Genomic DNA, 26,636 nt, shown 5'->3' with positions numbered 1-26,636 from the left:
GTCACTGGATGGTGAAGGTGTCGCTGATCTCGTTGGAGACGCTGGTGTTCACGCCGGCGGTGACCGTGTAGGTCGCCACGAGTTCCATGACGTCGCCGGAGTTCACGTTGAGCAGGGGCCCGAACGGCACACGCAGCCGTGCGGTGCGTGGCGTGTTGTCCTCGGCCTTGAGGTCTTCCGCCAGATCCGCGAAGGCGACCCTGGTCGCGGTGCTGCGGTTGATGACCGACACCTGGAGCAGGTGCTTCATGACGAACTCGTTGAGGCCCTCGCCGATCTCGACGTCGGCGAGGACGTCGAACGGCTTGGTCGCGTCGAGTACCGAGATGGTGAAGTCGGTGTTCTTGCGGACCGGGTACAGCGAGTTGATCTGGGCATCGAAGGCGTTGGGAGCGGCGGCCATTGTTCTTCTCCTCGTTCTCATATGGTGTGTGGCTGACCGGCAGACCACACCCGCCGGCACTTACCAGGCTCTTAATCTGCGTGTCACCCCCTGGCGTGTCGGTTGGGCGACAGTCCCTGGTGCGGGCCCCTCGGGGCCGGTTACGCAGAGGCGACCGAAGGAGACTCCGATGGAGCCGAACGAGACGGCCGTGCTGGTGCACCGGGCGGCCGCCGGTGACAGTCGCGCCTGGGAGGCGCTGGTCAGGGCGTACGCCGGGCTGGTCTGGTCGGTCGCGCGGGCGCACCGGCTCGGTTCCGCCGACGCCGAGGACGTGGCGCAGACGACGTGGGAGCGGTTCGCCCGGTCGCTGGACACGCTCAAGGAGCCGGAGCACGCGGGCGCCTGGCTGGCGACGACGGCGCGGCGGGAGTCGCTGCGGGTGCTGACCGCCCGCAACCGGGTGACACCGACCGGGGATCTGGCGTGGACCGGGATGTCGCCGGCGGCCGAGGACGTGGTGGTCGCCGGGGACGAGGAGGTGCGCCGGGCGGAGCTGGCCGGCCGGGTGTGGCGGGCGCTGGACCGGCTCGGTGACGCCTGCCAACGGTTGTTGCGGGTGTTGATGGCCGAGCCGCCGCCGTCGTACGTGGAGGCCGCCGCCGCCCTGGACATGCCGATCGGCTCGCTGGGCCCGACCCGTCGCCGCTGTCTGGAGAAACTTCGCCGGCTCGTGGATGTATCAGAGGCTCGGGGGCGTGCTCATGAATGACATGGAACTCGAAACCGTGCTACGGGGGCTGATCGCCCGGGCGGATCCGATGCCCGAAGCGGTGGAGCGGTACGCGCTCGCGGCGTTCGCGTTCCGTACGGCCGACGAGGACTTCGCCGATCTGGAGTGGGACTCGTTGATCGACACCGAGGCGCTGACCCGGGGCCCGGACGACACCAGGATGCTGGTGTTCGGCCCGGCCGGCCCGGACGGTGTCTGCATTCATCTGGGGGTGACCCGCACCGCGGGCGGGTTCGAACTGGACGGGTCGGTCGAGCCGGCCGGTCACACCGAGGCCGAACTGCTTCATCACGGGGGCACCGTGCGCCGGCCGATCGACAGCGCGGGCAGGTTCGATGCGGACCTGCCCGCGGTGAGGTCGTTCCGGGTACGGCTGCGGGGCGCCGCCACACCGATCGTCACCGGGTGGGTGGCGATCGGCTGACGCCGAGAGAGCGAGAGAACAATGCCCGAGCCGACCGAATTCCCGAATCCGTGGCAATTCGATCCACGTATCCGACAGAGCGGCAACGTCTACTACATGGCCGACGAGGTTCTCGTCGCGACCCCCGACGTGGGGGTGGTCCAAGGTGAACTGGAGAACGAGCTGGGAGCCCGTCGCCCGGGGGTGGCGGGCCGCGGCATGTCCCGGGTGACCCGCTTCGTCCTGCCCGGCGCCGGCGACGGCCGTGCACGTCGTTCCACGCTGGACGCGCCGGCGATCGTCCGGCGGCTGCGGAACCGTCCGGACCGTCCCCGGGTCGGCCTGAACCACGTCTTCGCCGGCAACGGGATCTTCACCGGCCAGCCGAAACTGCACGGTGGCGCCGGCACGGACCCGCGGCCCACCCCCTACCCGCTTCCCGCTCCGCAGGCCCCGGTGGAGGGCAGCCGTCCGGTGAAGGTGGCGATCCTGGACACCGGCATGGATCCGGCGTCGCTGGCGCTGCCGATCTTCGCCCAGCACCCGTTGCACGGCACGCACGAGCTGGACACCGTCTACGAGAACCCGGCCACGCAGGCGATCAGCCTGATGGGCGGGCACGGGACCGCGGTGGCCGGGATCGTGGCCCGGTACGCGCCCAACGCCGTGCTGACGTCGATCCAGGTGCTGAGCCAGTTCGGTATCACCGACGAGCTGAACCTCACCGCCGCGATCGGGCGGGCCGCGGCGGCCGGCGCCGAGATCATCGTCATGTCGCTGGGCGGCGCGCTGCTGCCCGAGGAGAGCGTCGACGAGCTCGCCACCATGTTCGACGTCCTGCCGCCGGGGACGGTGCTGGTCGCCTCGGCCGGCAACACCGAGGCGGAGATCGAGGACTACTTCCCGGCCCGGGCCACCCGGGTGACCTCGGTGGCCGCCATCGACACCACCGGCGGGCAGAAGGTTCCGGCGTCGTTCAGCAACTCCGGGGACTGGATCACGGCGTGCGCGCCCGGCGTGGGGGTGCACTGCGCGTACCCGGCCGGCACCTGGAACTACACGGCCAGCGGGGTGCCGGTCGTCTCGACCGGCTACATCGCCTGGAGCGGCACCTCGTTCTCGGCGCCCTATCTGGCGGCCCGGATCGCGGCCGGCACCATGGAGAACGGGACGGCCGCGGACGCCGCGGAGAAGCTGAAGGCCGGCCTGACCGGCGGGTTCCGGCGGTACGGCGGCTTCCTGGACGCGCCGCCGGACTTCCTGGCGCCCTAACCCGCTCCGTAACACACGAATGCCGCCGCGGCCGGATCGTCGACCGCGGCGGCGTCCTGTGCGGCGGCCAGCGCGGCCGCCGGCCCCCGCCCGGCCCGGAGTTGCTCGTGCAGGTGGAGCATCACCTCGAGGGTGGCGCCGTCGCGGACCGGCGCGACCGTGGCGATCACCGACCGGGCGCCCATCGCGAGCAGCGCCGCCGCGAACCCCATCACCTCGTCGCCGCGGTGCACGGTGGACAGGCCGGAGTCGCAGGCGGACAGCACCACCAGGCCGGGCGGGCGGCGCAGCGTCTCCAGGTCGTAGGCGGTGAGCGGCCCGTCGCCCAGCCGTATCGCCGAGAACTGCGGATTGTCGGCGCGGAAGGTGCCGTGCGCGGCGATGTGCACCCGCCCGGCGCCGTCGATGGCCCGCAGCACCCGGGTCACCGCGGCGTCCGGGCCGGTCAGCGCCGGAGTCCCCGGATAGCTGGCGGACAGCGACCCGATCTCGTCGGCGGCGCCCGGCAGGCCCGGCCCGGCGACCAGCACGGTCCGGTCACCGGCCGGAACGGCGGCGACGGCCCGCAGCCAGGCCGCCGCGCTGGGCGCGATGGCCACGGCACGGTCCTGGCAGCCGGGCAGCATCCGCCACGGCACCCCGTGCAGCCGCCCGGACGGCACGATCACCAGATCGGCGTCACCGATCCGCGCCCGCAGCGGGCCGAACAGCATCCGGTCCAGGCGTTTCGCCCCGGACCGCACCGGCAGGTCACGCACCGCCATCCGGTGCAGGGCGAACCGCAGTGCCCGTACCTCGGCGTTGATCTGCTCGACCGGCCCCAGTTCGTGCCGGCTCAGCCGCCCGCCGGCCAGCACCACGGCGTGCAGCGTGCCGGCCACGCTGATCAGTTCGATCAGGACCCGGCCGGCCAGGTGGGTGGTCAGGGCGGCGGGGCCGGTTCCGGCCGCGTGCGCCAGGCTTCTTTCGGGCCGGGTACGCCGTACGCGCTCGCGGATCGACCGTTCCAGCTGGGTCTGGCGCTGACTCTGCCGGCGCGCGTCGCGTCCTTCGGCGAGCGCCTGTTCCCGTTCGGCGGCGACCGCCCGCAGTTCGGCGATCTCGGCGGCCAGCCGTGGATCGGTGGGCGGCCGGGCGGGGCGCAGTTGCTGGGCGGCGGCCCGGCCGCGTTCGGCCCAGGTGAGCATGTCCCGCGCCGACCCGTCCGCCACCGCCAGCGACAGGGCGGTGGCGACCAGGTCGAGGCCGTGTTCGGCGGCCCGCACCCGCAGTTCGGTGGCGCCGAGGGTGAGCCGGTGCTCGTCGAGCGCCCGCAGCCCGGCCCGCAGCGCCGCCTGGGCGCCACCGCGGTCACCGGCGGCGATCCGCAGCAGCGCCTCGGCGTGCCAGGCGCTGACCCGCTGGGCGGCCGGCCCGCCGGACCGGGCGCGCCCGGCCTGCCGCAGCAGTTCGGTGGCCTGCGCGGTGCGGCCGGCGGCGAGCGCGCAGCGGGCGGCGATCAGGGTGGCGTCGGCGGCCGGGGCAGCCCATCCGGCGGTCCGCAGTTCGGCGGCGGCGGCCAGCGCGGCCCGCAGCACGGCCGGCCCGCGCTGGCCGTCCGCCCAGTCGGTGCGCAGCAGCGTGTAGTGGGCCACCGCCGCCCAGCCGGGCCGGGCCTGCTGGTCGAAGGAGCGGCCGGCCAGGCGGGCGGCGTGCCGGGCGGACTCCAGGTCGCCGCAGGCCAGCGCGGCGGCGGCGAGCAGCAGGCGGGCCTCGGCCAGGTCGGCGGTCATCCGGCGGCGGCTGAGCTCGGCGACGGCGGCGGCCGCCACGTCCCGCGCCTCGTCGTGCAGGCCGGCCGAGAGCAGCACGTCACACCGGTCCATCATGATCATTGCCGGGGACAGGTGGTGGGCGGTGTAATGCTCCTCGGCCGCGTCCAGGTGGGTGAGGGCGGTGACGATCCGGCCGGCCCGCCCGGCCGCGAAGCCCCGGTTCCAGCGCACGTCGGCGACCGCCAGGTCCTGCTCCAGCTGCCGGTAGAGCTGCTCGGCGCGGACCAGGTCGGCCTCGGCGGCGTCCGGCCTTCCCCGGTACGCCTGGAGCACACCCCGGTTGTTCAGCAGTTTCGCCTCCCACAGCAGGTCGCCCTCGCGCCGGAAGACGGTCAGGGCGCCGCCGTACTGGCGCAGCGCGGCCTCCAGCAGGCCCTGCCGCTGGGCGACGACGGCCAGCTGATGCCGTAGCCGGGCCGCTTCCAGTCCTTCCAGGTGCGCGGCGGCGGCCTCGCCGAGGCGTACCGCTTCATGGATGTCGCCCTGATCGGCCCGCACCAGGGCGAGCGTCATCCGGGCCCGGGCCGCGTGCACCGCAAGGCCGGCGCCGTCGGCGACGGCGACCGCCCGCCGCAGGTGCCGGGCGGCCGAGCGCACGCTGTGGGACTCCCGCCCGGCCAGGCCGAGCACCCGCTCGGCGGCCGACTCGGCCGCGGGATCCCCGGCCCGGCGCGCGGCAGCCCGGACCCGCAGCGCGGTGGCCCGCGCCTGCCAGGGGTCGGTGGGGACCAGCCGCATGGCGGTGCCGGCCTCGTCTTCCAGATCGCGTTCCCGCACTGTGGACTCCCGCCGCTCTCTGCCTTACCAGACACTTAACAAGACGGCGGACGCAATGAGGTTTACGGTAGCCTCCCGATGATCATTGCAGCGCTGTAAAGGAGTCGCCGTGCCCGTGCCCGCCCTGGTGGAGAAGGCCTGGCGCCGTGCCGCCGAACTGGACTTCCCGATGTCCTGTGAGGACCCGGCCGGCCCGCTGCTGGCCACCCTCGCCGCCGCCGTCCCGCCCGGCGGCCGGGTCCTGGAGCTGGGCACCGGCGCCGGCGTAGGCACGTCCTGGCTGGTCAGCGGCCTGACCGGCCGAACCGACGCCACCGTGACCACGGTGGAGCTGGACGCCGGCCTGGCCGCCGCGGTCCGGGCCGGGGACTGGCCGCCGTTCGTGGAGATCCTAACCGGCGACGCCGGCGCCCTGCTGCCCACACTGGGCACCTTCGACCTGATCTTCGCGGACGCGCTGGCCGGCAAGTGGGAGGGCCTCGACCTGACCCTGGCCGCCCTGTCCCCCGGCGGTGTCCTGATCGTCGACGACATGGACCTGGCACGCTACCCGGAGCCGGAGCACCGGGCCGCCGTCACCCGGGTGGAGGAGGCCCTGGCCAACCACCCGGACCTGGTGTCGGTCCAGCTGCCGGCCGGCTCCGGCTTCACCGTCGCCACCCGCCGCCGCTGACGGAACCGGGCGAGGGGCGGCGGATCTCCGCCACGTCGGTGGTCCGCCGCGCGAACCCGCGCTGCCCGGCAGGTCCGCGGCCTTAGGGTGCGGCTGTGAAGCGAGCGATCATGGTGATGGCGGGGCTGGCGACGGTGGTCCTGGGCGGGTGCCGCAACGATGAGCCGGCCGCGGCCGGAGGCCCCGAAGCGGCCGGGGCGGCCGAGGCGGCCGGGGGGACGGAGGCGGCGCCGAGCCCGGAGCTGACGGGTTCGGCCGAGTTGCGGTGCCTGATCGAGGGCAGCCCGTGGCACGTGTCCAAAACGGACCTGGAGACCCAGCTGCAGGGCGTGATGCGCGGGATCGACGTGACCGGCGTGCACATGACCGGCGATCAGACCCTGACGGTGACACCGGCGCTCAAGGCGACCTTCACCAACGGCATCACCACGACGATCACGGCGGACCTGAGCGGCGGGATGACCATGAGGGTCACCCAGAAGCACACCGGGACCGCGTCCGGCGGGTGGCAGGTCGACGGGAACACGCTCACCCCGCAGGGCGCGTGGACCGGCGGCATCAAGATTGACAACAAGGTCACGATCAACGGGCGTTCGGCGAACGCGCCGATCCCGGTGCCGGAGAACTCGCTGGGCGACGTCCCGATGACGTACACGTGCGTGGACGGCGTCCTCAATCTGCAGGCGCAGGGATCACCCTTCGTCTACCTGTTCCGCTGACCAGGCCATGCCGAGCTCGAAGCGGGTGCCCACGTCGTAGTGGGCCATCGCCTCGGCGATCCTGCGCTCGACGGTGCGCTGCGAGGTGCACTGCGCGGTGGCGATCGCCCGGTCGGACATGCCGAGCGCGAGCATGCGCAGCACCTCGTGGAACTCCGGCTTCGGCGTCCGGTACTGCGCGGCGGCCTGCCAGACCGTCTCGCAGTACGCGGCGGTGAGCGCCCGGATCGCCGGATCGTGGACGATCATGATGCTGGGCGGCGGGTGCTCGCCCCAGGTCAGCGGCAGCGCGCACAGCACCTCGGGGTCGGAGTAGAGCCAGCTCTCCACCCGGCGGGCCAGCCGGACCCGCAGGCCCGCCCGGATCAGCACGTCGATCACGGCCCGGTCGTCGTCGGTGACCACGGCCGCGGCGGGCAGCACGGCGCGGGCGTGCCGCATGCCCTCGGGGTACGGGCCGACGACATCGGCGAGGCTGGGGGCGATGACGTCGCGCAGGACGTCCAGCGACGGGTAGAGGTTGATCGGGGCGCGCGGCGGGGTCAGCGCGGCGTGCCGGGCCCAGGCCCGCCACTGCTCCTCGTGGCCGTGCACGAGCTCGACGCCGACGGTGGTGCGCGGGTGGTTCTGCCACTCCCGGGTCAGGGCGGGCAGCACCGCGATCAGGCCGGCGGTCGCGCGCGCCTGCCGGGCGAGCACCGCGGCGGGATCGTCGTAGCTGAGCCGGTCGCCCGTCTGCGCGACGAACCCGGCCCGGATCAGCTCGTCGAGCGGGCCGTCGTCGAGGCCGAGGGCGGGCAGGTCGGCGCGGCGGGCGGGGCGGGTCTGCAGGAGGGAAACCAGCAGGCGCAGGGCCGGTTCGGTCACAGCGTCGGTACTTTAGCCGGTCCCGCCCCGGCGCGCGAGAGTCGCCTCGCGCGGGCCAGAGCGCCCCTTTGACCCGGTGCAGGCGGAAGGGGGCGGCGGACGGCGGTCAGGGGTGGGTCAGGCGGGTCGTCGACCGGATGTGGGTGACGACGGCTTCGCGGCCGGGGCCGGCCTCGGGGACCGGAAGCAGCGGGTAGACGTGCAGGGCGCCCGGCTCCTCGTGGTAGGTGAGCGGGACCGCGGACGGCAGGCGGTCGCGGAGCAGGCGGCAGTCGGCCAGGGTGATGTCCCGGGTCCCGACCAGGATCTGCAACGGCGGCAGGCAGGACAGGTCGCCGAAGAGCGGGCTCAGGCGCGGATCCCGTAGAGGCAGCGAACCCGCCCACGCGGCGGCCAGCGGGCGCAGGCCCGGACGGCGCAACCAGGGATCGTGGGGCTCGATCAGGTCGACCTCGGGGTTGCTGATCGACAGGTCGAGCCACGGGGCGATCGCGGTCACGCCGACCACTCCCCCGGCCTCGCCCGAGACGGCCTGCGCGGCGAGCAGGGCCAGGCCTCCGCCGGCCGAGTCGCCGGCCAGGTAGCAGCGGCGGCCCTCGGCCACCAGGTCGGCGATCACGGCGGTGACGAACGACAGGGCGGCGAGACCCTGGTGGTCCGGCGCGAGGCCGTAGATGGGCACGGCCACCTCATGCCCGGTACGCGCGGCGATGTGCCCGATCAACGACCAGTGCTGGCTGACGATCTCGCTCGTGTAGGCGCCGCCGTGCAGGTAGATGACGGTCACCCCGGTGTCCGGGCCGGACGGGCGGACCCGGTGTAGGTCGAAGCCGTGCTCCTGGGAGGTGCTCACCTCGTACCGTCGCATGATCGCCGAAGGCGGCTTGGAAGGTCCCTTCGGGCGCGCGAGCGTCCGCAGCCCGGCCTCTTCGCTGATGAATTTCCGCTGGTAAGCGAGCCGGGTGAAGGCCGCCACCACACTCATCGGGAGGAGCCCGGTACGTCCCGGACGTTTCGTGTCAGGCATCGGTTGGTTGTCCTTCGGGTTGGTGGGTGTAGGCCCAGCCGTCGGCGCGTTGCAGGAGCCGGATGTGGCGGTGGTGGATTCCTTGGACCAGCCCGGTTTTGGTGCGGATGTTGAAGCTGCCGGTGCTGCGTACGGCGACCCGGCCGGTGTGCGTGCCCCGTTTGACACCGGAAGGGACGACGGCGTGGACGAGGTCACCGGTGGCGAAGCCCCACACCTGTTTGATCCTGGGTAGGCGCAGCCGGGGGAAGCCGTACCGGTCGCTGCGGGTGCGGGCATAGCTGCCCCGGCCCGTCGACGTCGCGACCAGCGTCGTGCCCGGCCAGCGGGTGACGGTGTCGAGTACGCCGACGTGTAGCGCGTCGAGGGTGTGGGTTTTCGGTGCGCCGGTCCGCGCGCGGTTCCATTTCGTGCGGCCGCCGGTTGCAACCGCCACCTGTAGGCCGGTGCCGGTCAGCGCCCGCCACAACGCCCACCGGGTCGAACTCGCCGCCGCCGCGTCACGCAGCGGTGTCTTCACCTGACGCAGAATCCGGGCGAGCACGACCGGCCGGCCGGTCAGGAACACCTCCACCGGTGTGGAGCCTTTCGCCTGGTTGCACGGGACGCATGCCAGGGTGAGGTTCGCGATCCGGTCGGAGCCGCCTCGCGCTTTCGGGTGGATGTGGTCGATGTTGAGCGGCACCCCCGAGGCGCCGCAGTAGGCGCAGCGGCGTTTCCACTTCTCGAGCAGGTACTCGCGGACCTCGTACCCGGCGAGTTCCCCAGCCTGATACTCCGCGCCCTGAATGGTGGGGTTCTGCAGCAGCTGGGTGTCGAACGCGACCCGTTCGACGTGTAGCTGTATGACTGGTGCCCATCGGCGTAGCCGCTCAATCCAGGACATGGTGGTGTCGACCCGGTGTTGTAGCGACGGGGCGAGCCAGCCTTTCGGCCGGGCACGGTTGCGGAACCGGGGTGCCCGGTAGCGCAGGTTGCGTGACCGGCGGCCGCGGCGCAGCGCGGCCCGGGCGGTCAGCTTGTCGCGGATCTGCCCGCCCCGATGCCGGACCTCGATGGCGAGTAGCCCGGTCCGGGCGCCAGTCTGGGTGGTGAACGCGGCGACGCCGGTCGCCTTCGACCCCGGGTCCACACCGACCTCGACCCCCTGGATCTCAGAGTCTTGCACGGTGCGGTCTTTGAGGCGGACGACGAACGGGGTGTGCCGGTGCACGACCGCGCGGCCGGCGGTGAGCAGTTTACGGGCACGGGCGGGTGTGCACGGTTGCAGTGGCCGGCCGTGTTTGTCCAGGACGAACACGACCGGATGATGGGTTGGTGGGGCCTTACGGCCCCGGTCTCCGGACGGCTGCCCGTCCGGGTGACGCCACTGCCCCGGAATCGGGGCAGTGGTCTCCCCTCGCCCATGTCGCACACCAGGTACCGCAACAGGGTCGCGGTATCCGTGTCCCGTTTCGTGCGCTCTCGTCGGCTTGTCTGCTGACACGGATTCCAGAGTCCGGCGCTGAGGAAGCACGCCGGAGTGGGTCGACTGTCTCGTATGCAACGTAGTCACCTCCTTCAAGGTGCCTCGGGCTGGTCAACCGTCCCCTCCACACCGAACCCGCTGACGCGAGCACGGTCCTTCAGGGCCGAGAAGCTGACCTGCCAACTCGCCACAGTGACTCCCGGGTGCTCAGGTCGCGGTGAAGAGGACGGCGCGTCCCGCGGCGGCGGCACGCTGGTAGAAGTTGACGACCTCGACATAATCCGTCCAGAGGAGGTCGAAGTCGTAGTCGCGCTCGCCGACCGGCAGCAGGGTGTCGAACCGTTGCCGCAGCCCGGCCCGGTCGATGTCGCGCAGCGCGCCGGCCACGTCGCGGACCTGGCCGGCGTCGACGTAGATGACGTAGTACTCGTCGTGCATGTCGCGACCGCCGAGAATCGCGTGTGACAGCGGGTAGTCGCCGGCGTCCGGGTCGAGACTGCCGTCGGTGAGGCAGCGGTGGATCTCGTCCCAGGCCTTGTCGGTGTCGACCTTGAGCTGGTCGTCGTCCCAGTTCTCCTCGATGTCCCCGAGCAGGTCACCGACCGCGTCGTCGTCGCCGTCCGCGTCGAGCAGCGCCTGCTCCTGATCCGCGGTGATCGCGAAATGCACACCCAGCATGTCGCGATCATAGGACCGATCGAGCGGGGTAGGTTGTGGGCCTTCTACGACTTCCGGGGGTGGCTACTATGCGTGTTCGCGTCGGTTCCGTTCAGGTCATCGTTGAGTTCGACGTGAGGAATCGTAGAAGTGGATCTGCCACGTAGTTTCGTCGTCCGGGAGCGGGACCACCGCATTCACGACCCGTTCACACCGGCCAAGCTGGCCGTTCTCGGGGAGGCGATCCGGCTGCGGCCGGGGATGTCGGTCCTGGATCTGGCCTGCGGCAGCGGCGAGATGCTGTGCACCTGGGCCAAAGATCACCACATCACGGGTACGGGTGTGGACATCAGCACCGCCTTCATCGCCAAGGCCGTGGCGCGCGCCGCCGAACTCGGTGTCGAGGACGGGTTGACGTTCGCCCACGGTGACGCCTCCGGTTTCGTCGCCGCCGAGCCGGTCGATGTGGCCTGCTGTGTCGGGGCGACCTGGATCGGCGGCGGTGTCGAGGGCACCCTGTCGCTGTTGGAGCGCAGTGTGAGGCCGGGCGGCCTGCTGCTGGTCGGCGAGCCGTTCTGGCGGGAGGAGCCGCCGGATCAGATCGCGGTCGAGGGCAGCGGCGCCGGGTCGCGGGAGGATTTCCGGGATCTGGCGGGCCTGGTCGAATCGTTCCGGGAGCACGGCTGGGATCTTGTGGAGATGGTGCTGGCCGATGAGGACAGCTGGGACCGGTATGTGGCCGCCCAGTGGTTCACGGTCCGCGCATGGCTGGACGAGAACCCGGACGACGAACTGGCCGCCGAGTTCCGCGCGGAGCTGGACACGGCGCCGCTGAACTACGTCCGCTACCAGCGTCGCTACCTGGGCTGGGGTGTCTTCGCCCTGAAGCGCCGCTGAGTCTCAGGCGGTCCGGCGTTCCACATCACCACCGGAGGGGACGCCGGGCCGCATGGCTGAGCTGGTGACCTGCGCGGCCGGTGCGGATGTCGCCCCCTACGCTGAGGCCATGCGGGTCCCGATCTTCCAAGTCGACGCCTTCACCACTCGGCGCTTCGCCGGCAACCCGGCCGCCGTGGTGGTGCTGGACAGGTTCCTCGATGACGCCCTGCTGCAGGCCGTGGCCGCCGAGAACAACCTCGCCGAGACGGCGTTCGTCGTACCGTCCGAGGGTCGGTACCGGCTGCGCTGGTTCACGCCGATGGTGGAGGTGCCATTGTGCGGGCACGGGACGCTCGCGGCGGGCGCCGTCGTGGTCGAGCGGCTGGAACCCGGCCGCGACAGCGTCGTGTTCGACACCGCGAGCGGGCCGCTGACGGTCGACCGCGAGGGCACCGCCTATCGGATGGAACTGCCGGCTCGCACAGTGCGGGCCGTGCCGTTGCCGCCGGCGTTGTCGGCCGCGCTCGGCGTCACACCGGTCGAGACGATGGTCGACGGGAACAACTACCTCGCCGTGCTCCCCGGGGCCGATGACGTCCGGTCCCTCCAGCCGGATCTCGCCGCGATCGCCCGCCTGGACCGGACCGGGGTCGTGGTGACTGCCGCCGGTGACGGCACGTACGACTTCGTCAGTCGGTACTTCGCACCGGCGAAGGGCATCCCCGAGGACCCGGTGACCGGCGGAGCCCATTGTGCGCTCGTACCGTTCTGGGCGGCGCGGACCGGCAAGGACACCTTCTTCGCGTATCAGGCGTCGCGGCGTGGCGGTGAGCTGGCCTGCCGGCTCGTCGGCGACCGGGTGCAACTGCATGGCTCATGCGCGTTCTACCTGGAGGGCCACATCGAGCTCTGAAGCCCGTGACATTGCGGGTCGGTCAAGGCCGCAGGCCGGTGACGACGACTCGGGTGAGGTCGGTGGCGCCGCGGTGTCGTGCGGTTGCCACGCAGCCGACGATCAGGGCTTGAAGATCTGCGATCGTGATGTCTGAGCGAACGGTTCCGCGTTGCTGCGCCTCGTGGAGAAGTTCCGCGAAGGCGGCGTTCAGGGATGCTTCGGCGTGAGCGGGAATCTGGTGGCCGGCAGTGGCCAGAGCATCGGCGACGGCGCGGTTGGCAAGGCCGGTTTCCACCATGAAGTGGAAGAAATCGGTGAACTCGACTCCGGAACGGGCTTTGGCGGTGAGCGCCTCGATCCGGTCGAGCACCACGGCTTCGACGAGCGCCTCCTTGGTCGGGAAGTGGCGGTAGACAGTGCCCGCGCCGACGCCGGCACGGCGAGCGATCTCGTCGATCGGAATGCCGGCGCCGTCTGTGGCGAGGACTTCGTAGGCAGCGTCCAGAACGCGTTGGCGGTTGCGGCGGGCGTCTGCGCGCACGAGGTCCTCCAGTGGGTGTAGCCAAGCGGGGCGATCGTTCCGTATCGTAACCGGGGCGATCGTTCCGATTATAGGAGACGTGATGTGGCAACTCAGTGATGCACCCCGGCTGGATGGCCGGATCGCGTTGGTGACCGGAGCTACCGCCGGCATAGGCCTGGAGACAGCCAAAGCGCTCAGCGCACGAGGGGCGCACGTCGTGCTGGGCGCCCGCGACCAGGCGCGTGGCGCCGACGCCGTCGCACAGCTACCGGGCGACGGTAGCGTTCTCGCGCTCGACCTGGCCGATCTCGGCTCCGTACGGAGCGCCTGCGCCGCCCTGCGTGAACGCCTCGACCGATTGGACATTCTGATCAACAACGCCGGCCTCTGGTGGCAGCCGGCCCGACACACTGCCGACGGCTTCGAATCGCAGATGGGTGTCAACCACCTCGGCCACTTCGCACTGACCGGTCTGCTCCTCGACCTCATCATGCGATCGCCGGCCGGGCGGGTCGTCACGGTCAGCAGCAAAGCGGCCGGCGCGGGGTCCGTCATGAACCTCGACCCCAAGAGCCTTGATCGATACCGTCCAGCCAAGGCCTACAACGCATCCAAGCTTGCCAATCTACTGTTCGCCTTCGAACTGAACGATCGGCTCGCCGCGATCGGCTCCCCGGCGATCAGCCTCGCCGCACACCCGGGCGGAGCACGCACCGACCTGTTCCGGGACGCCTCGCCGGGCTTCCGGATCGCCAACGCGACGATCGGGTGGCTGTTCACCCAATCGGCCCGAGAGGGTGCGCTGTCCGTCCTGCGCGCGGCAACCGACCCGCACGCTCGCGGCGGCGAGTACTACGGCCCGGGCGGACCTGGACAGTTCAGAGGCGCCCCCACGGTGCAACGGGCACCCCGGCGCGCCTACGACTCGGCCCAGCGGCGCCAGTTGTGGACAATCTCCCAGGAGGCGACCGGCATCTCCTATCCCCGACCCGCCGAAACCCTGCACTGAGACCGTTGTTCACGTCCGGATCCGCCGCAGAGAAGGTGCGCTTGGTCCGCCTCCGCCCTCGCCCCGGCGCGCGCTGTAGTTGCCGTGATGACGCAGCGGGCTTGGTCCGCAGCGACGCCGGGTCGGAGCTGGAGGTTGAACGGCAAGCTGCGTCTCAGGCGGTCCGCCGTTCCAGAACGACCACCGCGGTCGGGGTGGGGCGCCGGGCCGCGTGCTCGTCGAGGCTGTCGTCGAGTTGACGCCAGCGGTCCCAGAGCCGGTCCCGTTCGTCGCCGACGGCGGCGCGGCCGTGAACCGGGCGGGGGCCGTCGGACAGTTCGACCTCGGCGTCCGGATGTGCCTGGAGGTTGAGCCACCAGGCGGGCTCGGGCGCGCCCCACCCGTTCATGGCCAGGGTGACGAGGTTGTCGCCGTCCTCGAAATATCCCAGGATGACGGAGCGTGGCTCCCCGCTGCGGCGGCCGATGGTCGTCAGCCGGAAGTGGCCGTAGCTCTGTGCTTTGGGCTGGTTGAGGCTGAACCGCGCCCCACCGAACCGATAGAGGGCCCGGTGAATCGACCAGGCCGTTCGAATGAACCATCGTGGCGGGAGTCTGCGCATGGTCGCCTCCGCGATTCGACTGTCGCCGATGCTATAACCCGGTATCCAGTCACGAGGCCGTGAACGGCCGCGACTCCTCGCTCTCCTGATTGAAGCTGATCATGGCGGGTGGCCGGTCGCTGGACCAGCGCAGCACGGTGACGGCGCAGTTCTCCTGGTAGAGGCTCATCCATCGCCATTCCGGGGCGTCCATCACATGCCGGACGAACCAGCCGATCACGAAGTTGTGGGTGATCAGCAGTTCCCGCCGGTCGGTGTCGCCGACGACGCCGAGATGCGCGACGGCGGCCCGCAGCCGGACCGCGTCCGGATCGCGCTCCCCGGCGGGCACCCCGTCGAGCCAGGCATGCCAGCGCTCCGGATAGCTCGCCCGGTCCGAGGGGTACGGCGTCCGGTCCATCATGTGGTCGCAGGCGTGCCGGGGTGCGCGAACGTGTCCGGCGATGACCTCCGCTGTGGCGGCGGCCCGGGGCAGTGCGCTGTGGTGGATCGCGTCGAAGGTGACGGTGCTGAGGCGCCGGCCGGCACGGTCGGCCTGTTCGCGGCCGAGCGGGGACAGGTCGCCGTCGCCGTCGGCGAGACCGTGCCGGACCAGATAGAGGTCGGTGATCGTCATAGGTGGATCACTGTAACGACCAGGGTCGCGACGTTGGTGACGAAGAAGACGGCCCAGCCGATCAGGTTGCGGGATCCGACGCGGAGGTGGGCGATCAGCGCGCCGCTGAAATAGAGCACCAGGCCGACGGCCGCGAGAAGACCGATCACCGGTACGGCGAAGCCGGTGAGAAGCCCGGCCGTTCCCGCCGCGAGCAGGGAACCCAGCACCGGCACGTAGGTGCGTGGGATCCGCTTCATGTCGGCCTGTGCCTTCGGGTACTCGTGGCCGATCAGGTAGAACGTGGCAGCGCTGCCGTTGAACAGGGCGGCGATGGCGGTGACGACGATGTAGGCAGTGGACATGTCGACTGGACGGTACGGGCGGACCGGTTGTGACAGCTGAGGAACGGGTCTTCCTCGTGAGGGATGGGGTTGGCGCGGCTGTCTGCTGCCCCGGCTGCGGGAACGGATCGGGACGTGGCCGGCGCTGATCACGATCGGGGTGATCTGCGCGGTGTGGCATCGCGGCCAGGCGGCGGAACCGCGGATCGACGGGTGGTCGACGGGGCTCAGCAGCTGGCAGGGATTGCTGATCGGGGCTATTCCGATCGCGGTGCTCGCCACCCGTACGCGAAGATCTGTTGATGTTGGAATTGCGGATCATCAAGGGTGACGCCACCAGCCCACAGGCGAAGGGCCCGAAGATCATCGCGCATGTGAGCAATGATCTCGGCGGGTGGGGCAAGGGGTTCGTGCTGGCGTTGTCGAAGCGGTGGTCGGAGCCGGAACGCGCGTTCCGGCGCTGGCATCGGGAGCGGGCCGGTAACGATTTCGGGCTCGGGGCGACGCAGTTGGTGCAGGTCCAGCCGGATCTGTGGGTGGCGAACATGGTCGGCCAGCACGGTCTGAAGGCGGGCAGCGGTGGGCCGCCGGTGCGCTATGAGGCGATCGGGAAGTGCCTGGAGACCGTCGCCGCGCACGCCCTGGAGCTGGGCGCTTCGGTGCACATGCCGCGGATCGGGTGCGGCCTGTCCGGCGGGAAGTGGGAGCGGATCGAGCCGATGGTCGTCGCGTCACTGTGTGAACGCGACATCCCGACGACGGTCTACGACTTCGACTGAATAACAGGACGTTGATCGTCCGGAATCCCTCCTAGGTTGGGGTCGTGACAACGAATCGGATTCTTCTCCTCGGTGGTTTGTGGCTCGACGCGTCGGCGTGGGACGGCGTCCTCGCGAGCCTGAAGGACGCGCCACCCGGGCAGGGCGGCGGGGACACGCCAGGGCGGGACGCGGCGGCGCTGCCTGGACAGGGTGACGGGAACGCGGTGGCGCGGGACGGTGACGATACGACTCCGCGGGACGCGGTGGCGGTGACGTTGCCGGGGCAGGGTGACGGGAACGCGGCGGCGACGCTGGATGACCAGGTGGCGGCAGTGCTGGCGGCCGTCGACGCGGAGGCGGGGCCGGTCGTGGTGGTGGGTCATTCGGCGGCGTGTTCGCTGGCGTGGATGGCGGCCGACGCCCGGCCGGAGAAGGTGGCGACGGTGGTGCTGATCGGCGGTTTCCCGTGGGCGGACGGTCAGCAGTACTTTCCGTTCATCCCGCCGGCCGACGGTGCGGTGCGGTTCCCCGGCTGGGAGGCGTTCGAGGGGCCGGACTCGGCCGACATCGACGCGGACACCCGGGCCGCCTTCGCCGCGGCGGCGATCCCGGTGCCCGAAGGCGTGACCGGCGGGACGGTGCGGCTGGGCGACGACCGCCGGTTCGACGTCCCGATCGTGGTGGTCTGTCCCGAGTTCTCCCCGGAGCAGGCGCGCGGCTGGATCGACGGCGGTGACGCGCCCGAGGTGGCCCGCGCGAAGCACGTCGAGCTGGTGGACATCGACTCGGGGCACTGGCCGATGCTGACCCGCCCGGCCGAGCTGGCCCGGATCCTAGCCCAGGTCTGACGGCGGTCGTCCGGGGCCGGTGCTTGTCCTTCGACGGCGAGGATCATGGGACGGTCTAGGGCATGGACCTGACCGTGATCCTCGGCCCGATGAAGGGCGGCAAGTCGCTGGAGATGATCAGCCTGCTGTCCCCGTTGCAGTACGCCGGCATCCCGCACCGCGTCTACCAGTCGGTACGTCATGGCCGGGACACGGCGGTGACGTCACGTTCCGGTGGCAGCCTGCAGACGGTCAAGGTACACACGTTGGCCGGTGCTGCTGACGGTGGCGTTGAGGTGATCGGTGTTGACGAGATCCACATGTTCACTGTTGACGACATCAATGTGTTGGGGGCCGCCGTCCGCAACGGGATCAAGGTGGTCGTCGCCGGGATCGACCTGGATCACCGCGGTCAACTGTTCGCGCCGGTGCGGGCGTTGTTCGAGCTGGCGCCGGCCGAGGTGATCTACCGGCGGGCGGTGTGTGACGTGTGCCGGTCGCTGGACGCCACGCACACGCAGGTGCTGGAGCACGGCAAGCCGATGATCCGCGAACTGGCCCCGTCGACGGCGCTGCCGGACGACGGCACCTACACCTACGAGGCGCGCTGCCGCCGCTGCGTCGTCCTCCCCTAGATCTTTCGAGGCGCGCTGCCACCGTCGCGTCGTCCCCCTGGATCATTCGAGGCGCGCTGCCGTCGCTACGTCGCCGTCTCTGAGCCCATGTCCGCGAGCAGGGCGTAGAGGCGGGCCGCGCCGTCGGCTCCCGGCAGCGGGATCGGGACGTTCTTGCGCAACGCGGTCAGGGTCGCGGTGGGTGGATCGTTCAGCAGCCTTTCCAGGGGTACGGCGGCCGCGGTCGTCTTCTGTGCGAACAGTGCCGCCGTCACCCCGAGCAGGGCGCGCGCCGGCTGGTCCAGGTGCCGGTGCATGCCGCTGTCGACGAACAGCGGGTTGTAGAGGACGTACCGGATCGGGGTGTCCGGGTAGTGGTCGGCGAAGCCGGCGCCGAGCAGGTCGTTGGCCCGTGCACCCTGGCGGATCGCGCGGAACATCCGGTAGCCGTCGGTGAGGTGCGGGTCGTCCCAGTGGATGTGGCCGCCGGGGATGCCGCCGACACCGCACAGGTTGAGGATCACCGGCTGCTCCGCCCGTTCCAGGGCCGGCCGGAGCCCGTCGGCGAGCAGGTGACGGGCCAGCACGTTGATCGCGAACGACTGCTCGAAACCGTCGGCGGTGACGATCCGGCGCGGGGAGAACCGTCCGGCCGACAGCACCAGGGCGTCGACGCGTGACGGCAGCCTTCCGATCAGGTCGCGGGTCTCCTTGACCGAGGTGAGATCGGCGTCGGCGCTACCGATACTGATCACGTTCCAGCCGGTGGCGAGCCGGTCGGCGAGGGCCTTTCCGATGCCGCGGGTCCCACCCGCGATGACCGCTGTGCGCATACTGGCATCGTCGGCCGCCCGGACTCGGCCGGAAAGAAGGCACATTCATGTCACCGGTCCTGCCCCTACCCGTGACCTCGGCCGATCGTGAACTCTGTGTGGCGACCGACATCCTGCGACGGGTGGGCGAGAAGTGGAGTGTGCTGCTGCTGGCGGTGCTCCAGCACGGGCCGCGCAGTTTCAACCAGCTCGATCGTACGGTCGAGGGGCTGAGCAGGCGCATCCTCACCCGTACGCTGCGGGCTCTGGAGGGTGACGGGCTGATCAGCCGGCGGCGGGCCGGTGACCGGGTGGAATATGCCCTGACCGATCTCGGTCGTTCGCTGCTGCCGCTGATCGTGGCGATCGGCGAGTGGGCTGTCGAGCACGCCCCGCAGATCGAGGCGGCCCGGCAGCAACGCTCGCCGCAGTGACGCTTTACCGATGCCTGCCGGCTCCTGAAGCCGGAGTGACGCTTACCGATGCCTGCCAGGCTCCTGGAGCCGGAGTGACGCTTACCGGATGCCTGCCAGGCTCCTGGAGCCGGATCCGGGACAGGACGAACCCTCCGCGGGCGGCCGTCGGTCCCCCGGCGACTATGGTGCCGGCGCTTCGGGCGGCGGCAGCTGAGCCAGCACGGCCACCACGTCGATCGCGGGGTTGGCGGCGGCGTGCCGGGCCAGTTCCGGGTGGTTGAGCAGAGCGATGATCCGATCGGCGGGCAGGTGTGGGCAGCGTGCCATCGTCTGGCGCACCCCGGCGTCCGGGTCCTCGGTCAGGGCGATCAGGACCGAGGGGTCTGCTTGCGGATCCAGGGCGACGAGCCGCCGGATCCGGGGATCGGCGTGGTCGGCGAACCGGGCCAGCCCGGTGAGCGGGAACCCGGGCCGCGACGGCAGGTCGCTCTGACGAGGATTCTCCAGGTAGCAGCGCAGCAACAGCTCGGCCGGGGCGTGCGGATGATGGCGGGCCAGCTCCAGGCGTACCCCGTCGACGGGATCATGGGCGAGCGCTGCGACCAGATCCAGTGGCAGGTCAGGGCGTCCCGCCGCCCGGCGGCGTAGCACCGGATGCGCCGACCGCGCCGCGAGCGCCACGTCGGTGATCGGGCCGTCGAGCATGGCCCGTTCGGCCGCGTTCAGGTGAGCGTGGGTCGCGACGGCCGCGCGGACACCGTCGTCGGGGTCGGCGGCCAGTCGCGCCACATGCTCGGCGGCCAGCCCGGCGTGAGCGCCGATCGCGGCACGAACCTCGGCCTCCGCGTCCGCGACCAGCTGCGCGATCTGCGAGCCGGTCAACCCCTCCCGGTACGCGGCGTGCACACGGATCTCCGGGTCCGTGTGCCCGGCGAGAAGATTGACGAGATCCGGTGGCAGGCTCGGGTTCCGCGACATCGAGAGGATCGCCTCCCGGTCGCCGGAGGTGAGCACCTGCTCGGCGAGTTCCCGCGACAGCGGCCGGTGCAGGGTGCGCCAGAACGCGTGACAATGCTGGTCGGGCAGGTCCGCCGGCCGCATGATCCGCTCATGCTCGGCGATCGACTCCGCCGCCACGGCGGCGACCTCCGGATCCGGGTCGGTCAGCAGGACCCGCATCTCGTCGCGCCACCAGGTGCGCAGGGCGGCGATCCGCCGGACCCGATGATCGGGGTGTCGCGCGGCGAAGAGGATGTTCTCCGGATCCGCCATGGCGAGGTCCTCGAACAGCTCCTCCGGGGTCGGCCGCCGGTCGTCAGCCGGGGGTTCACACAGCTCGCTCATCATCCGGGTCCGGTCCGGGTCGGCGAGCGGCCGCTGCCCGGGGCGGCCCAGCGCCGCATGGCGGATCCCCCAGTCGGCGTCATCGAGCAGCCGCGCCCGGATCCCGGGATCGACGTCCCGGTGGTGCGCGAGCACCGACCGGACCTCCCGCAACGGATGCGCCGCCATCGCCTCCTGCACCGCCATGGGCAGGGTCTCCCGGCGCCGGAGTCCGTAGGCCGCCGTCTCCGGCCACCGGCGCAGCAGCACGTCCGCCGGCGCGGCCGGGTTCTCGGCCAGTCCGGCCACCACCGCATCCACGATCACGCAGTCGATCCTAGGATCTGCGAAGATCACTGTTATGACCGCCTTCATCTCGCACACCACCGTGGACTCCCACAACGCGTACACACAGTCCCGCTGGTGGCAAGAGGTTCTCGACTACGTCGAGGACCCCGAGGATCCCAACCTGCCCGGCCACGTGGAGTGCATGATCTTCTCCCGGGACGGCCGCCACAGGCTGCTGTTCATCGAGGTCCCCGACGAGAAGCTGGTGAAGAACCGGGTCCACTTCGACCTGCGCCCCACCGAGGACTCCCGCGAGACCGAGCTGGCCCGCCTCCTCGAACTCGGCGCCACCCAGGTCGCCGACCTGCGCAAACCCGACGGCGGCGGCTGGGTGCTCCTGGCCGACCCGGAGGGCAACGAGTTCTGCATCCTGCGCAGCGAGGCCGAACTGCGCGGTCAGTCCGGGTAGGCCGGCAGCGTCAGGGCGCTCGCCGTCCTACGGGCCATCTTCGCGGGCATGTCCGCGAGGAAGGGCAGGAACCGCAGCATCCGCTGGTTCAGCCGGACGAGACGGGCGGCGGTCCGGCTGTTCGGCACCATGAACGGGGCGATGCCGTCGGCGAGTTTCTGGCAGCCGTGGACGTACGCCCGCAGGGTGCTCTCGTAGCGCTCGAACGCGATCCGATGGTCGCCCTGTGCCATGGCCAGTTCGCCGGCGAGCACGTGGGCCGCGACCATCGCCAGCCCGCTGCCCATTCCGGACAGCGGTGACGCGCCGTATCCGGCGTCGCCGAGCAGGGCCACCCGGCCCCGCGTCCAGGTGTCCATCCTGACCTGGCTGACCGAGTCGAGGTAGAGGTCCGGCGCCGTGGCCAGCAGCTCCAGCAGCCGCGGCGTCTGCCAGCCGCCCCCGGCGAACGCCCGGTCGACGACGGCCCGCTGCTCGTCGAGGTTGTCGCGATCGTAGGTGAGCGGAGGTGAGGCGAAGTACAGCATCACCTTGGCCTCGGTGTTGCCGCGGGCGCTGTGGACGACGGCCAGCCGGTTGAGCTCGCCGTAGATCAGGCCGGTGTGGTCGAGGTCCAGGATGTTGGGCGTGGTGAAGATCGCGCAGTACAGGCCGAGGTGTTTGAGGTACCCCTGCTCGGGGCCGAACGTCAGCGCGCGCACCCTGGAGTGCAGGCCGTCGGCGCCGATGACGAGGTCGAACGTCCGGGGCGCGCTCCGCTCGAACGTCACGTGTGCGCCGTCGGCGTCGTCGGTGATCGAGGCGATCGAGTCGCCGAAGAGGTATTCGGTGCCGTCCCGGGTCCGTTCGAACAGCACTCGGGCGAGGTCGCCGCGGAGCACCTCGATGTCGCCACCGGTCTGCTCGGCGGGCATCCGGAAGAGGCGCCGGCCCCGGGCGTCCACGTACCACAGGTCGCCGGTACCGGTGCGGAGGCCTTCGACGACGTCGAGCAGGGCCATCCGCTCCAGCGTCGCGAGGTGGACGGGGCCGCGGAAGTCGACGGCATAACCGCCGTCGCGGATCGACGGCGCCCGTTCGACCACCGTCGGGGTGAATCCGTACCGGCGCAGCCAGTACGCGAGGGCCGGGCCGGCGATACCGGCACCGGAGATCAGGATCGTTCGCGCTGTTCGAGGCGTGACAGTCATGCCGGCCAGCGTGGCCGGCGCCGCTCACCGGACGCTCACCCGACCGGTGACAGCCGGTGAGCCGGCGATGACCTCGGGCGCCACGCCGACCAGCCGCAGCGCCGCGCCCTGGTCGAGCCGGGCGGCACCGGCATGGAACCGTTCGAATGCCTCGTCGCCCAGGGCGAGTCGTGCCACCCGCTCCTGCCGGGCCGTGCCGGGCCCGGCTTCGGCCGGACCGCGCAGTGCCGCGGCCGCACCGAGCAGCGACGCCGCCCGTGCGGCGTCTCCGCCGGCCAGCGCGACGTCCGTGAGCACGTCGACCGCCCGCACGTACAGTGGCGGCATGCCCGTCATGACCGCGAGTTCCGCCGCCCGGAGGCCGTCGGCCCGGGCCCGGTCCAGCTCTCCTTCGGTCACGGCGACACGGGCCAGGCCCACCATCGCCTCGACCCGGTTGGTGGCGCCCGCGATCCACCGCACATCACCGTCGGCGAGGGCCCGCTCGTAGTGGCGCCGGGCCGGCCCGAGGTCGCCGGCCAGGTAGGCGACATCGGCGAGGCCACGCGACGCGATCGCCACGTACCCGGGGAGTCCGGCCCGCTGGGCCATCCGCTCCGCCGCCTCGAAATCGGCCCGGGCGGCCGACGGATCGGCGCCCGTCGCGACCGCCAGCCGCACCCGGTACTGGCCCCGATCGCAGTACAGGTCGCACAGCTCCTCGACCGCGCCGAGCTCGCGCAGGAGCACCAGGGCCTCGTCGGCGTACGCGACCGCCCGCCCGTGGTCCGCCCGGATGTCGGCCAGCCCGGCCAGCGAGCCCAGCGCCAGGGCCTGCCCCCACCGTTCGCCGAGCGTACGGAAGCCCTCGGCGGCCATGACGAACTCCCGCTGCGCCGCCACCGGGTCCGCGCCGGTGAAGAGCCGCTGGTATCCCCGGACGAGGTGGGCGGCGGCCGCCTCCCACGGGTCGGTGCTGGTCAGCCCGCGCCGCACCAGCACGGTGTGCACCTCGGGATCGGTGCCCCAGCCGACCATCGACCGCAGGAACGTGGTGACCGGGTGCAGCGGCCGGGGTGACGAGACGGCGATGGACCGGGCGGCCGCGATGTGCCGCTCGTATGCCGCCCGGCCGGTGCTGCTGGCCGCCGCGGCGAGAACGCACAGGACGTACTCGTTCTCCAGCCCGGGCGGCGGGCCGTCGGTGATCTCGTCCAGGACCGCGTTCGCCAGGTCGCCCGCGACGGTCCGGGTGCCGCGCATCCAGAGGTACGTGGCCAGCGCCGCCAGCAGTCGCAGCGCGGTCCCGATGTCGCCGGCGGTCACCGACCACCGGAGGGCGGCGTGCAGGTTCTCGTGCTCCGCGCCGAGGATGCGCAGCCACGTCAGCTGTTGCGGGCCGCGCAGGTGCGGGTCCGCCGAGGTGGCGAGGGCCAGGAAGTACCCGGCGTGGGCGTCCCGGGTCACGATCGACTCGTCGGCCTCGGCCAGCCGTTCGTCGGCGTACGCGGTGACGGTGTCCAACATCAGGTACCGGTTGCCGGCCACCCGCAGCAGAGACTTGTCCACGAGCGACTCGAGTACCTCGGCGATGTCGGGCACCGCGCAGATCCGGGCGGCGGCGGCCGGGTCGGCCCCTCCCGCGAAGACGGACAGCCGGCGCAGGGCCGTGCGCTCGGTGTCGGTGAGCAGGTCCCAGCTCCAGGCCACGGCCGCCCGCAGCGTCCGGTGGCGGGCCGGTGCCGTACGGCTGCCACGCGAGAGCAGGGCGAACCGGTCCGACAGCCGCACGGCGATGTCGGCGACGTCCACCGTCCGTACCCGTGCGGCCGCCAGCTCGATGGCCAGCGGCAGCCCGTCGAGCCGCCGGCAGATCTCGCCCACCGCGCCGGCGGTACGCCGGTCCAGCGTGAACCCGGGATGCACGGCGGCCGCCCGGTCGGCGAACAGCCGCACGGCCGCGGCCTCGTCGAGCGTCGGGACCGGCCACAGGTGCTCGCCCGTGATCCGCAGCGGCTCCCGGCTCGTGGCCAGCACCTTCGTGCGTGGACAGTGGGTCAGGATCTGCTCGGCCAGCTCGGCCACGGCCTGCACGAGATGCTCGCAGTTGTCGAGGACCAGCAGTGTCGGCCCGGCGGCCAGGGCGGCGATCAGCCGGGCCACCGGAGGGGCGTGCGGTCCGCTCTCGCGCAGGCCCAGCGCGGCCAGGATCGCGGCCGCCAGTTCCGGGCCGCCGTGCAGCGGATCGAGCGCGACGAAACACACGTCCGGCCGGGCGGCGGCGACCTCGGCGGCCAGCCGGGTCTTACCGACCCCGCCCGGGCCGTACAGGGTCACCAGGCGGTGCGCGCCCAGCAGCTCGCCGACCCGGTGGAGGTCCTCGTCCCGTCCGACGAAGCTGGTGAGCCGGGCCGGCGCCGGGCTCGCGGCCGTCACGGGGCCGGTCAGCAGACTCAGATGGATCGCCTCGAGCTCGGCCGACGGGTCGGCCCCGAGCTCGTCGGCCAGGTGCCGCCGGTACTCGGCATACGCGGCCAGCGCCTGGGCCGGCTCCCCGGCGGCGGCCAGCGCGCGCAGCAGCAGGCCCTGCGGCCGTTCCCGCAACGGCCGGCCCGCCACCAGTTCGCGCAGGTCGGCCACCAGGGTGTGCTGCCCACCGAGGCGCAGGCGCGCCTCCAGCAGATCCTCGACGGCCCCGAGGCGCCGCTCCTCCAGCCGGTGCGCGAGCGCCCGCACGGACGGCGCGTCGGGCACGTCGGCGAGCACGTCCCCGCGCCACAGCGCCAGCGCGTCGGCCAGGACGGCGGCCGAGTCCTCTGCCTGCCCATCGGCCAGTGCCCGCCGGCCCGCGTCCGCGAGTCGCTCGAACCGGCCGGCGTCGATGTCGTCCGCGTCGGCGGACAGCCGGTAGCCGGACGGGACCATGTCGATGGTCACCGGCGCGAGGGCCCGCCGCAGCCGCGAGATGCGCGACTGCAACGCATGTCCGGCGTCGCCGGGCGCGCGGTCACCGTAGAGGTCGTCGATCAGGGTGTGCGTGGTGACGACCTGGCCGGGGCGGGCGAGCAGGAGGGCGAGCAGGGCCCGCGACGCCGGCCCGCCGACGGCCACCGCTGTGCCGTCGTCGCGCCATGCCGCCGTCGCCCCGAGGATCCCGAACCGCACCCGGCCAATTCTGCCCGAACATCGACGATCGTTACGGCTTCCGGTGGGCGGCGTAGGTGTCGATCTCGGTCAGGAGGGCGGTCTTGCCGGGGGCGTCGAGGAAGGAGTGGCGGACCGCCTGCCGGGCCAGGTCGGCGACGCCGTGTTCGTCGAGGCCGAGCAGGTCGGCGGCCACCTGGTACTCGCGGTTGAGGGTGGTGGAGAACATCGGCGGGTCGTCGGAGTTGATGGTCACCGGCACGCCGGCGGCCACCAGCGCCGGCAGCGGGTGCTCGGCGAGCGACGGCACCGACCGGGTGCAGACGTTGGAGGTCGGGCACACCTCCAGCGCGATGTCGTGGTCGGCCAGGTAGGCCATCAGCTCCGGATCCTGGGCGGCGGCGATGCCGTGGCCGACGCGTTCCGCGCCGAGGTCCCGGACCGCCTCCCAGATGCTCTGTGGGCCGGTCGACTCGCCGGCGTGCGGCACGCTGTGCAGTCCGGCGGCCCGGGCGGCGGCGAAGTGTTCGGCGAACCGGGCGCGGGACACTCCCGCTTCCGGGCCGCCCAGCCCGAAGCTGATCAGGCCCTCCGGGCGGTGCTTGAGGGCGAGTTCGAGCGTCACGTCGGCGGCCCGGTCCCACGGCGGCCCGGGAATGTCGAAGCACCAGCGCAGTTCGATGCCGTGGTCGCGGGCGGCCCGTCGGCGGGCGTCCTCCACCGCTTCGCAGTAGGCCTCGGCCGGGATGCCGCGTTCGAGGGACGAGTAGGGGCTGAGGGTGACCTCGGCGTACCGGACCGATTGGGCGGCCAGGCCCGCGCCGATGTCGTAAGTGAGCGTCGCGACGTCCTCGGCGTCGCGGATCAGGTCCACCACCGACAGGTACACCTCGATGAAGTGCGGGAAGTCGGTGAACGTGAAGTATTCGGCCAGCCGCGCCGGGTCGGCCGGCACCGACGTCTTGCCGGCGTGCCGTTCGGCCAGGCGGGCCACGGTCTGCGGCGAGGCGGAGCCGACGTGGTGGACGTGCAGTTCCACCTTGGGCAGGTCGGCGATGAAGTCGGTCAAGTTCGGTGCCATGGTGTCCGTCCCCGTGCGTGTCATCCACCGGGGA

The 26,636-nt window shown here is 71.9% G+C and carries 28 protein-coding genes and 1 pseudogene; 14 read left to right on the top strand and 15 right to left on the bottom strand.

Annotation, left to right across the window (positions count from 1 at the left end; genetic code table 11):
- Position 1: 1 nt before the first annotated feature.
- A complete protein-coding gene (locus BJ964_RS34525) occupies positions 2–403 on the bottom strand; it encodes a hypothetical protein (protein ID WP_188124561.1) in 402 nt (133 codons plus the stop codon).
- A gap of 169 nt (positions 404–572) precedes the next feature.
- Here BJ964_RS34525 and BJ964_RS34520 point away from each other — a divergent pair, with 169 nt between their 5' ends.
- The 3 genes from BJ964_RS34520 (at position 573) to BJ964_RS34510 (ending at position 2,850) form a co-directional block, all read left to right on the top strand.
- Positions 573–1,154: an RNA polymerase sigma factor gene (locus tag BJ964_RS34520; protein WP_188124560.1), complete on the top strand. Its 582-nt coding sequence runs from the start codon at positions 573–575 to the stop codon at positions 1,152–1,154.
- 1 nt (position 1,155) lies between these two features.
- The gene (locus BJ964_RS34515; RefSeq protein WP_188124559.1) at positions 1,156–1,599 is read left to right on the top strand and encodes a hypothetical protein; all 444 of its coding nucleotides are present in this window, start codon (positions 1,156–1,158) and stop codon (positions 1,597–1,599) included.
- Positions 1,600–1,695: 96 nt separating this feature from the next.
- Positions 1,696–2,850: a S8 family peptidase gene (locus tag BJ964_RS34510; RefSeq protein ID WP_188124558.1), complete on the top strand. Its 1,155-nt coding sequence runs from the start codon at positions 1,696–1,698 to the stop codon at positions 2,848–2,850.
- On the opposite strand, the gene BJ964_RS34505 is transcribed toward BJ964_RS34510, so the two are convergent.
- Complete coding sequence (locus tag BJ964_RS34505; RefSeq protein WP_188124557.1) at positions 2,847–5,441, bottom strand: CHAT domain-containing protein; 2,595 nt, start codon at positions 5,439–5,441, stop codon at positions 2,847–2,849. The two genes, BJ964_RS34510 and BJ964_RS34505, sit on opposite strands and share 4 nt — an antisense overlap.
- A gap of 109 nt (positions 5,442–5,550) precedes the next feature.
- Between BJ964_RS34505 and BJ964_RS34500 the strand changes: the two genes are divergently transcribed.
- Positions 5,551–6,114, top strand: coding sequence for an O-methyltransferase (locus tag BJ964_RS34500; RefSeq protein WP_188124556.1), 564 nt, complete (start codon positions 5,551–5,553; stop codon positions 6,112–6,114).
- A gap of 95 nt (positions 6,115–6,209) precedes the next feature.
- Positions 6,210–6,833 carry a hypothetical protein gene (locus tag BJ964_RS34495; RefSeq protein ID WP_188124555.1) on the top strand — a complete coding sequence of 208 codons (624 nt, stop codon included), beginning with the start codon at positions 6,210–6,212 and terminating at the stop codon, positions 6,831–6,833.
- On the opposite strand, the gene BJ964_RS34490 is transcribed toward BJ964_RS34495, so the two are convergent.
- The 4 genes from BJ964_RS34490 to BJ964_RS34475 form a co-directional block, all read right to left on the bottom strand.
- Positions 6,807–7,700 carry a helix-turn-helix transcriptional regulator gene (locus tag BJ964_RS34490; RefSeq protein ID WP_188124554.1) on the bottom strand — a complete coding sequence of 298 codons (894 nt, stop codon included), beginning with the start codon at positions 7,698–7,700 and terminating at the stop codon, positions 6,807–6,809. The two genes, BJ964_RS34495 and BJ964_RS34490, sit on opposite strands and share 27 nt — an antisense overlap.
- A gap of 106 nt (positions 7,701–7,806) precedes the next feature.
- On the bottom strand, positions 7,807–8,727 hold the full coding sequence (locus tag BJ964_RS34485; RefSeq protein WP_229807321.1) for an alpha/beta hydrolase fold domain-containing protein: 921 nt from the start codon (positions 8,725–8,727) through the stop codon (positions 7,807–7,809).
- Entirely contained in the window at positions 8,720–10,027 is a 1,308-nt protein-coding gene (gene iscB, locus BJ964_RS34480; RefSeq protein WP_188124553.1) for an RNA-guided endonuclease IscB, read from the bottom strand. The genes BJ964_RS34485 and iscB overlap by 8 nt, the downstream gene beginning before the upstream one ends.
- A 375-nt stretch (positions 10,028–10,402) precedes the next feature.
- Entirely contained in the window at positions 10,403–10,873 is a 471-nt protein-coding gene (locus tag BJ964_RS34475; protein WP_188124552.1) for a YfbM family protein, read from the bottom strand.
- Positions 10,874–11,002: 129 nt separating this feature from the next.
- On the opposite strand from BJ964_RS34475, the gene BJ964_RS34470 reads away from it, so the two are divergent.
- Complete coding sequence (locus BJ964_RS34470; RefSeq protein WP_188124551.1) at positions 11,003–11,749, top strand: SAM-dependent methyltransferase; 747 nt, start codon at positions 11,003–11,005, stop codon at positions 11,747–11,749.
- Positions 11,750–11,801: 52 nt separating this feature from the next.
- Positions 11,802–12,644 carry a PhzF family phenazine biosynthesis protein gene (locus BJ964_RS34465; protein ID WP_262479402.1) on the top strand — a complete coding sequence of 281 codons (843 nt, stop codon included), beginning with the start codon at positions 11,802–11,804 and terminating at the stop codon, positions 12,642–12,644.
- Positions 12,645–12,666: 22 nt separating this feature from the next.
- Here the strand turns inward: BJ964_RS34465 and BJ964_RS34460 are convergent, their stop codons facing one another.
- The gene (locus BJ964_RS34460; protein ID WP_203832741.1) at positions 12,667–13,167 is read right to left on the bottom strand and encodes a TetR/AcrR family transcriptional regulator; all 501 of its coding nucleotides are present in this window, start codon (positions 13,165–13,167) and stop codon (positions 12,667–12,669) included.
- Between the two features lie 82 nt (positions 13,168–13,249).
- On the opposite strand from BJ964_RS34460, the gene BJ964_RS34455 reads away from it, so the two are divergent.
- Entirely contained in the window at positions 13,250–14,158 is a 909-nt protein-coding gene (locus BJ964_RS34455; protein ID WP_188127337.1) for an oxidoreductase, read from the top strand.
- A gap of 154 nt (positions 14,159–14,312) precedes the next feature.
- Here BJ964_RS34455 and BJ964_RS34450 read toward each other — a convergent pair whose 3' ends face one another.
- The 3 genes from BJ964_RS34450 to BJ964_RS34440 are packed head-to-tail and all read right to left on the bottom strand — an operon-like array spanning position 14,313 to position 15,719.
- Positions 14,313–14,759: a nitroreductase family deazaflavin-dependent oxidoreductase gene (locus tag BJ964_RS34450; RefSeq protein ID WP_188124549.1), complete on the bottom strand. Its 447-nt coding sequence runs from the start codon at positions 14,757–14,759 to the stop codon at positions 14,313–14,315.
- A gap of 49 nt (positions 14,760–14,808) precedes the next feature.
- Positions 14,809–15,375: a histidine phosphatase family protein gene (locus tag BJ964_RS34445; protein WP_188124548.1), complete on the bottom strand. Its 567-nt coding sequence runs from the start codon at positions 15,373–15,375 to the stop codon at positions 14,809–14,811.
- Positions 15,372–15,719 carry a DoxX family protein gene (locus BJ964_RS34440; protein ID WP_188124547.1) on the bottom strand — a complete coding sequence of 116 codons (348 nt, stop codon included), beginning with the start codon at positions 15,717–15,719 and terminating at the stop codon, positions 15,372–15,374. The genes BJ964_RS34445 and BJ964_RS34440 overlap by 4 nt, the downstream gene beginning before the upstream one ends.
- A gap of 70 nt (positions 15,720–15,789) precedes the next feature.
- Here BJ964_RS34440 and BJ964_RS49610 point away from each other — a divergent pair.
- The 4 genes and pseudogenes from BJ964_RS49610 to BJ964_RS34420 all read left to right on the top strand — a co-directional run.
- A pseudogene (locus BJ964_RS49610) lies at positions 15,790–16,029 on the top strand (CPBP family glutamic-type intramembrane protease); the annotation flags it as partial.
- The gene (locus BJ964_RS34430) at positions 16,001–16,477 is read left to right on the top strand and encodes a macro domain-containing protein (protein WP_188124546.1); all 477 of its coding nucleotides are present in this window, start codon (positions 16,001–16,003) and stop codon (positions 16,475–16,477) included. The pseudogene BJ964_RS49610 and the gene BJ964_RS34430, both read left to right, overlap by 29 nt.
- 44 nt (positions 16,478–16,521) lie before the next feature.
- The gene (locus BJ964_RS34425; RefSeq protein ID WP_229807320.1) at positions 16,522–17,307 is read left to right on the top strand and encodes an alpha/beta fold hydrolase; all 786 of its coding nucleotides are present in this window, start codon (positions 16,522–16,524) and stop codon (positions 17,305–17,307) included.
- A gap of 62 nt (positions 17,308–17,369) precedes the next feature.
- The gene (locus BJ964_RS34420; RefSeq protein WP_188124545.1) at positions 17,370–17,921 is read left to right on the top strand and encodes a thymidine kinase; all 552 of its coding nucleotides are present in this window, start codon (positions 17,370–17,372) and stop codon (positions 17,919–17,921) included.
- Between the two features lie 65 nt (positions 17,922–17,986).
- On the opposite strand, the gene BJ964_RS34415 is transcribed toward BJ964_RS34420, so the two are convergent.
- Positions 17,987–18,733, bottom strand: coding sequence for a Rossmann-fold NAD(P)-binding domain-containing protein (locus BJ964_RS34415; RefSeq protein ID WP_188124544.1), 747 nt, complete (start codon positions 18,731–18,733; stop codon positions 17,987–17,989).
- Between the two features lie 47 nt (positions 18,734–18,780).
- On the opposite strand from BJ964_RS34415, the gene BJ964_RS34410 reads away from it, so the two are divergent.
- The gene (locus BJ964_RS34410) at positions 18,781–19,146 is read left to right on the top strand and encodes a winged helix-turn-helix transcriptional regulator (RefSeq protein ID WP_188124543.1); all 366 of its coding nucleotides are present in this window, start codon (positions 18,781–18,783) and stop codon (positions 19,144–19,146) included.
- A gap of 162 nt (positions 19,147–19,308) precedes the next feature.
- Here BJ964_RS34410 and BJ964_RS34405 read toward each other — a convergent pair whose 3' ends face one another.
- Positions 19,309–20,778, bottom strand: a complete 1,470-nt coding sequence (locus BJ964_RS34405) for a hypothetical protein (RefSeq protein ID WP_223149661.1) — start codon at positions 20,776–20,778, stop codon at positions 19,309–19,311.
- 34 nt (positions 20,779–20,812) lie between these two features.
- Between BJ964_RS34405 and BJ964_RS34400 the strand changes: the two genes are divergently transcribed.
- Entirely contained in the window at positions 20,813–21,208 is a 396-nt protein-coding gene (locus BJ964_RS34400) for a VOC family protein (RefSeq protein ID WP_188124542.1), read from the top strand.
- On the opposite strand, the gene BJ964_RS34395 is transcribed toward BJ964_RS34400, so the two are convergent.
- From BJ964_RS34395 to BJ964_RS34385, 3 genes are read right to left on the bottom strand one after another with little or no spacing between them, the layout of a single operon-like run.
- Positions 21,196–22,398, bottom strand: a complete 1,203-nt coding sequence (locus tag BJ964_RS34395) for an FAD-dependent monooxygenase (RefSeq protein WP_188124541.1) — start codon at positions 22,396–22,398, stop codon at positions 21,196–21,198. The two genes, BJ964_RS34400 and BJ964_RS34395, sit on opposite strands and share 13 nt — an antisense overlap.
- A 24-nt stretch (positions 22,399–22,422) precedes the next feature.
- The gene (locus BJ964_RS49300; protein ID WP_188124540.1) at positions 22,423–25,542 is read right to left on the bottom strand and encodes a BTAD domain-containing putative transcriptional regulator; all 3,120 of its coding nucleotides are present in this window, start codon (positions 25,540–25,542) and stop codon (positions 22,423–22,425) included.
- Positions 25,543–25,573: 31 nt separating this feature from the next.
- On the bottom strand, positions 25,574–26,602 hold the full coding sequence (locus BJ964_RS34385) for an adenosine deaminase (protein WP_188124539.1): 1,029 nt from the start codon (positions 26,600–26,602) through the stop codon (positions 25,574–25,576).
- Positions 26,603–26,636 lie beyond the last annotated feature (34 nt).

It is taken from the genome of Actinoplanes lobatus, from assembly GCF_014205215.1.
GTDB classification, from domain to species: Bacteria; Actinomycetota; Actinomycetes; order Mycobacteriales; family Micromonosporaceae; genus Actinoplanes; species Actinoplanes lobatus.
Note: the sequence above shows the minus strand (reverse complement) of the source record. Positions and strands in the feature narration are given on the sequence as shown.

Coding starts and splice junctions, on each gene's coding strand:
- BJ964_RS34525 (WP_188124561.1), bottom strand. CDS start 403: ATGGCCGCCGCTCCCAACGCCTTCGATGCCCAGATCAACTCGCTGTAC.
- BJ964_RS34520 (WP_188124560.1), top strand. CDS start 573: ATGGAGCCGAACGAGACGGCCGTGCTGGTGCACCGGGCGGCCGCCGGT.
- BJ964_RS34515 (WP_188124559.1), top strand. CDS start 1,156: ATGGAACTCGAAACCGTGCTACGGGGGCTGATCGCCCGGGCGGATCCG.
- BJ964_RS34510 (WP_188124558.1), top strand. CDS start 1,696: ATGGCCGACGAGGTTCTCGTCGCGACCCCCGACGTGGGGGTGGTCCAA.
- BJ964_RS34485 (WP_229807321.1), bottom strand. CDS start 8,727: ATGCCTGACACGAAACGTCCGGGACGTACCGGGCTCCTCCCGATGAGT.
- BJ964_RS34475 (WP_188124552.1), bottom strand. CDS start 10,873: ATGCTGGGTGTGCATTTCGCGATCACCGCGGATCAGGAGCAGGCGCTG.
- BJ964_RS34465 (WP_262479402.1), top strand. CDS start 11,802: ATGGCTGAGCTGGTGACCTGCGCGGCCGGTGCGGATGTCGCCCCCTAC.
- BJ964_RS34455 (WP_188127337.1), top strand. CDS start 13,250: ATGTGGCAACTCAGTGATGCACCCCGGCTGGATGGCCGGATCGCGTTG.
- BJ964_RS34450 (WP_188124549.1), bottom strand. CDS start 14,759: ATGCGCAGACTCCCGCCACGATGGTTCATTCGAACGGCCTGGTCGATT.
- BJ964_RS34445 (WP_188124548.1), bottom strand. CDS start 15,375: ATGACGATCACCGACCTCTATCTGGTCCGGCACGGTCTCGCCGACGGC.
- BJ964_RS34440 (WP_188124547.1), bottom strand. CDS start 15,719: ATGTCCACTGCCTACATCGTCGTCACCGCCATCGCCGCCCTGTTCAAC.
- BJ964_RS34430 (WP_188124546.1), top strand. CDS start 16,001: ATGTTGGAATTGCGGATCATCAAGGGTGACGCCACCAGCCCACAGGCG.
- BJ964_RS34420 (WP_188124545.1), top strand. CDS start 17,370: ATGGACCTGACCGTGATCCTCGGCCCGATGAAGGGCGGCAAGTCGCTG.
- BJ964_RS34415 (WP_188124544.1), bottom strand. CDS start 18,733: ATGCGCACAGCGGTCATCGCGGGTGGGACCCGCGGCATCGGAAAGGCC.
- BJ964_RS34410 (WP_188124543.1), top strand. CDS start 18,781: ATGTCACCGGTCCTGCCCCTACCCGTGACCTCGGCCGATCGTGAACTC.
- BJ964_RS34400 (WP_188124542.1), top strand. CDS start 20,813: ATGACCGCCTTCATCTCGCACACCACCGTGGACTCCCACAACGCGTAC.
- BJ964_RS34395 (WP_188124541.1), bottom strand. CDS start 22,398: ATGACTGTCACGCCTCGAACAGCGCGAACGATCCTGATCTCCGGTGCC.
- BJ964_RS34385 (WP_188124539.1), bottom strand. CDS start 26,602: ATGGCACCGAACTTGACCGACTTCATCGCCGACCTGCCCAAGGTGGAA.